We start from the raw sequence: 8028 nt of genomic DNA, 5'->3' as shown, positions 1-8028 counted from the left end.
GTGAGATACAGTTATCTTTTTGTATTTTTATTCCCTGTTCTCTGTTCCCTGTTCCCTATTCCCTATTCCCTAAAATCACTGAAATGGTTACTTCTGACTATCCTTCAAATTCCCAACTTCATTGAAAAATTCAAAATTCAAAATTCAAAATTCAAAAGTAAGAATTAATCAAAGTTAAAAGTTAAAAATCAAAAGTATAGCGTTTCTCAAGCTCGTGAGATACAGTTATCTTTTTGTATTTTTATTCCCTGTTCTCTGTTCCCTGTTCCTTATTCCCTATTCCCTAAAATCACTGAAATGGCTACTTCTAACTATCCTTCAAATTCCCAACTTCGTCGTAGGTCTTTCAACCGCAAACAAACAGAAAAATCTACTTCTCATCTTAAAAATAAAAACCCTCAAGGCGAAACAAATTATGTCAGAAATAATGGTCAAAAATCACTATTAACACCCTCTAAAGAAAACCCTGAAAAATGTCGAACATCGAGACTTTACCAAGTCTGGATACTTCTAATGTTAGGCTTAGTAGGATTAATAATTAACCTATTTCGTTTACAAGTGGTGCAGGGCAAAGCATTACAAAAAATAGCCCAACAACAGCAAACTGTACAATCAAATCCTTTCATTCCCAGACGACCAATAGTTGATAGAAACGGCAATGTTTTAGCAATTGATAAAGTAGCATACACTCTCTATGCTCACCCCAAAATTTTTAACCGCTCCAAACAAGAAGTTGCTTACCAATTATCAACTGTTCTAGAAGGAGCAAATTTGGAAAAAACCCTAACTTCTAATGACTTACTCCAAATATTTAATCAAAGAGAAACAGGTATAAAAATTGCCGACTTAATATCCCAAGAAACTGCAAATAAAATTAATGATTTATTTGTTGATGGCTTAGAATTAATTCAACACCCACAACGCCTCTATCCTCAGAAAGAATTAGTAGCTGAAGTAGTAGGATATGTAGATGGAGAAAGCAAAGGTCAAGCGGGAATTGAATATAGTCAACAAAATCTCTTAGAACGCTCTATAGAAACAATCCAATTTCGGCGCTTAATCAAAGGCGCTCTGGTACCTGATAAACTAACCACAGGTTTTTTACAGTTAGATGACCTTTCCCTACACCTAACTATTGACTCTCGCTTACAACGATCGGTACGAACAATACTTCAAAAACAGTTAGAAGAATATGAGGCCAAGCGAGGTACTGTCATAGTAATGGACGCTGCTGATGGTTCTATATTATCTCTGGTATCAGAACCTTCTTATGACCCTAATCAATACTATAACTATGACGTGACATTGTTCAAGAATTGGGCCGTAACAGATGTTTATGAACCAGGTTCGACCTTTAAACCAATAAATGTGGCCTTAGCTTTAGAGGTAGGAGCGATTGAAGAAGATAGTGTATTTTACGATACAGGTAAAATGGTAATTGGCACTTGGTCTATATTTAATTCTGGTGGTGGCGGTGGTGCCCGGAGTGTAACTGAGATTATTAAACATTCTAGTAATATCGGTATGGTTAAAATTATTGAACAAATGCCACGAGCTGTTTTTTATGATGGTCTCAAACGTCTAGGATTAGAGGATACTACTGGCACAGACTTACCTTTTGAAGCAGCTAGCATTTTGAAGGGTAGAAACCAGTTTTTAATGGTGCCAGTGGAAGCGGCGACTACTGCTTTTGGTCAGGGGTTTTCTCTGACACCGCTGAAACTAGCACAACTGAATGCAGCTTTAGCAAATGGGGGGAAGTTGGTGACACCCCATGTTGTCCGTGGATTATTTGATAGTAAGGGGCAACCATATTGGCAGTTACCTTTGCCACAACCTAAACAGGTTTTTTCTTCTGACACTACCACAAAAGTTCTGGCAATGATGGAAAAGGTGGTTGAGGGTGGTACTGGTAAAAAAGCTAGACTGCGTGGATATCGAATTGCTGGTAAAACTGGTACGGCTCAAAAAGCTTCTGAAACTGGGGGTTATTCTAAGAGTGCTAAAGTTACAAGTTTTGTGGGTATTTTGCCTGTGGAGTCTCCCCGTTATGTAGTTTTGGCAGTTATTGATGAACCTGTTAGGGGTAGTGGGGGAAGGGTTGCTGCTCCTGTTGTTAAGTCGGTGATTAAGTCTTTGATTAATATTGAGCAAATTCCTCCTTCTAATGTCAGGTCTAAGTGAAGTCATTTCAGTTATCAGTTATCAGTTAACTAGCTATTAGCTATTAGACATCTCCAGAAAAGAGGGAACAGGGAACAGGGAATAGGGAATAGAGAATAGGGAATAGGGAGGAGGAATTGATAATTTATGGATAATAATTGACTTTACTTTTTATTTTTGGAGATGTCTATTAGTTTGAGCGCATTTAGCTAGAGCGCTAAAAATCCAAGGGTTTAAGTCCCCCACTATAGAGCGAAAAAGCGGGTGGTGCGCTTTGCGTGGGGGTTTCTAGACGCGGAGTGGCTTCTCTTAAGTATCCCCCATTACACAAGCTGCTAGAAGCTGATAGCTGACCGCTGAGTGCTATTTCAATTTTTCCGCTGAGGAGGTTAAATTGTGAATAATTTGGCTATAAAAGTTGGATTTTTGTTTTGAAGTGAATTGGGAATTCACAGTTGTGATGGAAAATTTCGAGAGAAAGTCTTATTTAAAATTCAACTGGAAATTAAGTGTCATTTTTCGTTACTGCAAATAAACCTTGGTTACTATTGTTTGTAATGAAGCAATAAGGAGTTTTCTCAAATGGCTATATCAACAATGACTGTATCAACTTTACCTCTTTTAAAAGAGGGTGATAGCGGAGATGCTGTTCGCTTTCTTGAACAGTTACTATCCTCAATCTATTGGTTTGGTGTGCAACAAGGTAGACCATCTCTGATTACAACTAATGTGAAATTTGATGCTCAGTACGATAATCAATGCCGACAAATAGTAACTGAATTTCAAGCAAATTATAACGCTATTTTTCCTTTTCCATCACCTGACATCACAGTAGATGGAGTGGTGGGTCCTGAAACATGGAAAGCGTTGGGTGATGCTATCTTCAAATACACTTATTAAAACCAAAATACTGGTAGTGGTAAATATCTAGTGATATTTAGGATGAAACTGCGATGGCAAAATGATGATGAATCAAATTCTGCCTAATTATCAACACAGATTTGGAGCCGAATCTTTGGTCTGAGTGAGTTTCATCTATTACACTACCATGTACGGTATACCCCACGGAAACAGACTTCTAAATAGGTCTTGCCCTAAATGAAAGCGGTTTGTGCCTCATCAAACCCATCTAATTTCTCATACTCACTTATCTCAATACAGGAGAATTAACAATGACTGTTTCAAGTTCTTTTTCTTTACCGATTTTACGCAATGGAAGCATCGGTTCTGATGTGACTTTAGTCCAACGGCTTCTGAATAACGCTGGCTATGGTTCTTTAGTGGAAGATGGCATCTTTGGTTCCCGCACTGACACTGCAGTTAAGCAGTTCCAAAAAGACCGAAATTTAACAGTGGATGGTGTTGTTGGTTCTCAAACTTGGAAAGCTTTAGTGCCTCCTACTCTCAGTCGGAATAGCAGGGGTAATGATGTTGAAAGTCTGCAAATCACCCTGAATGAAATCGGTTATGGCAATCTAGTTGTAGACGGTATTTTTGGTTCAAACACTGAAAAAGCTGTCAAGCAATTCCAAAAAGATATGTCTTTAGCAGTTGATGGCATTGTGGGTCAAAATACATGGTATGTTCTGCTGATTGATCGGATTAAAGATTAACGATTTTTAAGTTGTATTATCCAAGTGTGGGAGTTCACCGCTCCCACTGAGGACTTCAGTTATTCACACAGATGAGATTTGAGGAGAATACTCCGATGCGAGTTAGATGGAAAACTTTATTGGTCAGAATAACAGTCTGGTTAAGTTTAGAGATTTGGCTAAATTTAGTAGGACTTGATGACTTAGCTGATTACAGTGAGTTTATTTTTGAGCAGAATAACTGGAGTTTAAATTTACCCTTCACAACCACATCACGATAAGCTTTCTCCCACGTCTTGCGGAGAAACTTCTGCCCTCTCTCTACCTTCTTTCTGCCTTTAAGCCCAAATCTCTGTACTCTATGTTAATGAAAACTGCTCTCAAATCTAAAGCATAGAAACCGGATTTGTATTATAAACCCGGTTTCTTGTTTAATATTCCTGATTACATAATATCAGAAATATTCAATGGATCTGCCTCCCGATGGTGATTTGCTTCTTCTAATTTCTCGCGAGAAGACATCACGCAAATATTATTACGTTCCATCCCCGCAGTAAACACATCCAATAAAGTTTGTTTCACATCCACCACTGTAGCTTTCAGCGATCGCTCATAACGTTCCTCCCTGAGTTCAGCAGTTTTCGCTGTCAGATAACGTTCCAAAGCTAAACTTGTCGCTGTTTCTGGACGCAGCACGGGAGAATCATCCTGAGTTGTAGCAATAATTGCCCGGTCAACATCAGTCTGAGTCCAATCTACATCCTTGAGGTAATCTATCAAACCAGCAAATACATCCAGAGTACGACTAACATGGGGGTCGCGATAGGAATACAGAGAAACAGTCTTTCCTAAACCACTGTAACTACATCCTGCACCGTAAGCATTACCCTTCAGACGAATTTCACTGAATAGATAACCCAAACCTAATAAATGAGCGCCTAACCTTAAAAGTGGTGCTCTTTCGTTACTGAAGTGAGGTGCTGGCATAGTCTGAACGCAATAAGCTACCTGTACTGGACCTGCTAAACCTTCCCTCACATTGTAAATTGGTTCAAAGCGACTAGGAAAAATATCTCCTTCTTGTTGCTGTTGCTGACTCCCCCACTCCGAAAGATTTTTCTGTACTACTTCATAAGCACTATCCGAACCAGTAAAACTAGCAGTCAAAGGTTGATTTGCTATATAATCCCGGAGAGTTTCAATCTTAGCCATCATATTTGCCCCATGCTCATCAAAGCGATCGCATACTTTATTCAGCAACTCCAGTTGAGGCAAACCATTAACAATTTCGCTAATCTTACCTTCTGATGTCATGCCAGCACTAGCTCGCAACATAGCTGTGTAGATGCCATTGTAAATCAAATCGGAACTACATTGAGCATGAGACTGAATCATCACTTCCCGTAGTCGAGCTGTATCGCGGGGGTTAACTGCAAAAATCATATTCCGCAACAACTCTAATGCTGGTTCAATCTGTTCATCCAGGGTTTTCATGGTAACACGAAGCCCATACACAGGGCGATAGGCGTCTTGAGCATAAGTCCGCAACTGACATTGAAAATTAATTCCGCCAGTATAAGAAGCTATTCCACGAGCAACCTGTTCGTAGTTCATTTCTCCTGCACCTAATTTCCGGAGTGCATCTATATAACTAGATACGTACAACCACAAATCTTCGGGCAACCCCCGTAAACTAAAGTCTAGTTGTAAATAATTTACTCCATTTGCCAACACATGATTCCGTAATAGTGTAACTCCACCATCAAGTTCTTCGACATCAGTAGGAATATGTTCTGGTTTTTCGGGTAAGTCGCTTACTTGTAGTTGAGGCAGTTTAGCTACTTCTTCGGGAGCATTGGGAGTTCCTGACTCCACTTCTAATTCCTCTGCTTCAGTAGCGATGCGCTCTAGTTGTTCTGGAGTTAATTGAGAACGTATCTGTTCGACTTGTGCGACTACTTCTTGGTCATAATTAGATTGCCATTCTTGGTCTGGTTTTAAGACCAGAGTCAAACGGTGGGAGTTGTTGAGTAATTTTTCCCGAATTAAGTCGTTGAAATAGTTAGGATTTTCAGCATAACGTTGTTTACATTCGGCGAGGCGATCACCAATATGTAAAAGGGTCAATGGGTCGTTACCATAAATCCAAGTTTGCATCACCCGGAACAACATCCGCAAAGGGTACATTCGAGCTATTTCTTGGTTTTGATAGGTTGCCTGTTGAAATGCTGCTTCAACGATACTAGATTCAATTTCACCACCAGCAATTGTTTCTAGGGTATTGATGACTAACTGAGTAAATGTTTCACCACGGTCTGGTTCGCTGCCTTGAATACCCACATGGAAAGTAGTTTCTTTACCAACACGATCTACCCCAGAACTCAGTAAGTCTTGACCAATTTGAGACTCAACGATCGCTTTTTTCAATGGTGCTGCTTCATTTCCCAATAAAATACGACTGAGAATATCTAAAGCTACCCATTCGTCAGAGTTGGTGCTATCTCCCACCAACCATTTGAGCATTATGTAAGTTTTCTCTGTTGTTTCATCTGCTGCACTAACAGGATAAGATTCTTCTTTGAACTGAGGTTCACTCCATTGAGACTGAGGATTAATATTAATATTGGGTTCCCGTCTTTCAAAAGCTTCTAATTTTTGGGCTAAAAAGTTGAGATATTCGGGAGTGGGAATATTGCCGTAGAAAACGAAGTAAGCATTACTGGGATGATAGTAGTTAGCATGGAAGTCACGGAAGTCTTCGTAAGTGAGTTCGGGAATATTTTTGGGGTCGCCTCCGGATTCCAGACCATAAATGTTATCAGGAAATAGACTCTGGTTAGCAATACTTTCTAACCTTTGTTCGGGGTCAGAAAAAGCTCCACTCATTTCGTTGTAAACTACCCCTGTAAATTTTAATTTTCCTGTTGGATTTTCGGGGTCAGCAGGAGCTAGATGATGTCCTTCTCGTTTAAACGTATTTTCAGTCAGCAGCGGATGGAATACGGCATCAAAGTATACTTCTGCCAAGTTGAATAGGTCTTGTTTGACTTTACTGGAGACTGGATAATATGTGCAGTCAGGACCGGTCATGGCATTGATAAAGGTTGCCGGACTCATTTTTAGCATTTCAAAAAATGGTTCCCGTACAGGATATTTTTTTGAACCTGCTAGTACAGAATGTTCTAAAATGTGGGGTACTCCTGTACTATTTGGAGGGGGAGTGGGAAAACTAATTGAAAATAGATTTTCGGCATCTTCTGAATATAAGTGTAGTAGTTTGGCACCTGTTTTGAGATGTTCTAGTTGATATGCCACCATCTGCTGTTGCTTCAGGTCAGTAATGGCTTTTACTTCAAAGCCTTCTAATTTTTGTCCAACTTCTAAAGTTCTTTCGGTTAATAGAGGCATAGAAAATGAATTACTATGAATGTTTACTTTTTCTTAGTTTAAGTTATTTCTGCTGTTCGGTTTACTCTCCTCGTCAGGTAGGGTTGTTTCCAGGGAGTAGGGAGGTGGGGAGTTTGGGAAGAGGCAAAAAATATTCATTCTCTCAATTATACCACATTAACCTGGAATCTGCTGTAATTATTAATTCTTCAGGTTGAAAGCCTACCCTTTTAAGGGGAAAATTAGCTATTAATTTACATTTATGGCGATGTTCCAGCTTGAATATTTTGTTGATATAGCGCTACGCGCTAGGGAATAGGGAATAGGGAATAGGGAATAGTAAAGTGTCAAAGGGTTTCAGGATGTATAAATGTCCTAACCTTAATGCGTAGCGCTATAAACACTCTCTAACAGATAATTTTTTGTAATTTAAAAGTAAGCATTTACCTGTCAGCTATTAACCATAGCGTGATTAACTTATTGTCAGCCAGAAGTGGAATTAGTATTGATAGTATTGAGGGAGGATTAAAAGTATTTATAATAGTTCAATTGCTAATCTTAGCAGTTATTGCTGTCATACATCAGATCTGACCAGGGAGCTAGCTATTTGCGGAGCATTCCGGCAGGGAAATGCTTACATCTAAAAATCATTTCTATCCTTGTTATTTAATATTAAACGCTGAATGCTGATCTAAAATAATTCAACAATTAATAATTAATAATTAATAATTAATTATTACCTCTTCTTTTCAAGGAGAGGATTGACTAATCATGAAAATTTTTCCTTCTCTTGGTCGATTGGATCTGGCGTTTAGCGTTCCGCACAACGCGCGTTAACGCTGCGCGACATGAAAAGCGTTCGCGGCTCTGCAAGAGCGGGAAACCT

5 protein-coding genes are annotated in these 8028 nt (G+C 39.2%); 4 read left to right on the top strand and 1 reads right to left on the bottom strand.

Features of this window, described 5'->3' with window-relative positions; all coding sequences use genetic code 11:
• Positions 1–297: 297 nt before the first annotated feature.
• From ACP6PM_RS28265 to ACP6PM_RS28250, 4 genes are all read left to right on the top strand, one after another.
• Positions 298–2184: a peptidoglycan D,D-transpeptidase FtsI family protein gene (locus ACP6PM_RS28265; protein ID WP_426590222.1), complete on the top strand. Its 1887-nt coding sequence runs from the start codon at positions 298–300 to the stop codon at positions 2182–2184.
• A 561-nt stretch (positions 2185–2745) separates the two neighbouring features.
• Positions 2746–3063 carry a peptidoglycan-binding domain-containing protein gene (locus tag ACP6PM_RS28260; protein WP_426590221.1) on the top strand — a complete coding sequence of 106 codons (318 nt, stop codon included), beginning with the start codon at positions 2746–2748 and terminating at the stop codon, positions 3061–3063.
• A 272-nt stretch (positions 3064–3335) separates the two neighbouring features.
• Positions 3336–3776 carry a peptidoglycan-binding domain-containing protein gene (locus ACP6PM_RS28255; protein WP_426590220.1) on the top strand — a complete coding sequence of 147 codons (441 nt, stop codon included), beginning with the start codon at positions 3336–3338 and terminating at the stop codon, positions 3774–3776.
• 95 nt (positions 3777–3871) lie between these two features.
• Complete coding sequence (locus ACP6PM_RS28250; RefSeq protein ID WP_426590219.1) at positions 3872–4036, top strand: hypothetical protein; 165 nt, start codon at positions 3872–3874, stop codon at positions 4034–4036.
• 163 nt (positions 4037–4199) lie between these two features.
• On the opposite strand, the gene ACP6PM_RS28245 is transcribed toward ACP6PM_RS28250, so the two are convergent.
• The gene (locus ACP6PM_RS28245) at positions 4200–7163 is read right to left on the bottom strand and encodes an insulinase family protein (protein WP_426590218.1); all 2964 of its coding nucleotides are present in this window, start codon (positions 7161–7163) and stop codon (positions 4200–4202) included.
• Positions 7164–8028 lie beyond the last annotated feature (865 nt).

This window comes from Dapis brunnea BLCC-M229 (assembly GCF_050015995.1).
Classification (GTDB): domain Bacteria; phylum Cyanobacteriota; class Cyanobacteriia; order Cyanobacteriales; family Microcoleaceae; genus Trichodesmium.
Note: the sequence above shows the minus strand (reverse complement) of the source record. Positions and strands in the feature narration are given on the sequence as shown.

What these genes read in the sequence shown, in the direction of transcription:
- ACP6PM_RS28255 (WP_426590220.1), top strand. Translation starts at nt 3,336, where the DNA reads ATGACTGTTTCAAGTTCTTTTTCTTTACCGATTTTACGCAATGGAAGC.
- ACP6PM_RS28260 (WP_426590221.1), top strand. Translation starts at nt 2,746, where the DNA reads ATGGCTATATCAACAATGACTGTATCAACTTTACCTCTTTTAAAAGAG.
- ACP6PM_RS28265 (WP_426590222.1), top strand. Translation starts at nt 298, where the DNA reads ATGGCTACTTCTAACTATCCTTCAAATTCCCAACTTCGTCGTAGGTCT.
- ACP6PM_RS28250 (WP_426590219.1), top strand. Translation starts at nt 3,872, where the DNA reads ATGCGAGTTAGATGGAAAACTTTATTGGTCAGAATAACAGTCTGGTTA.
- ACP6PM_RS28245 (WP_426590218.1), bottom strand. Translation starts at nt 7,163, where the DNA reads ATGCCTCTATTAACCGAAAGAACTTTAGAAGTTGGACAAAAATTAGAA.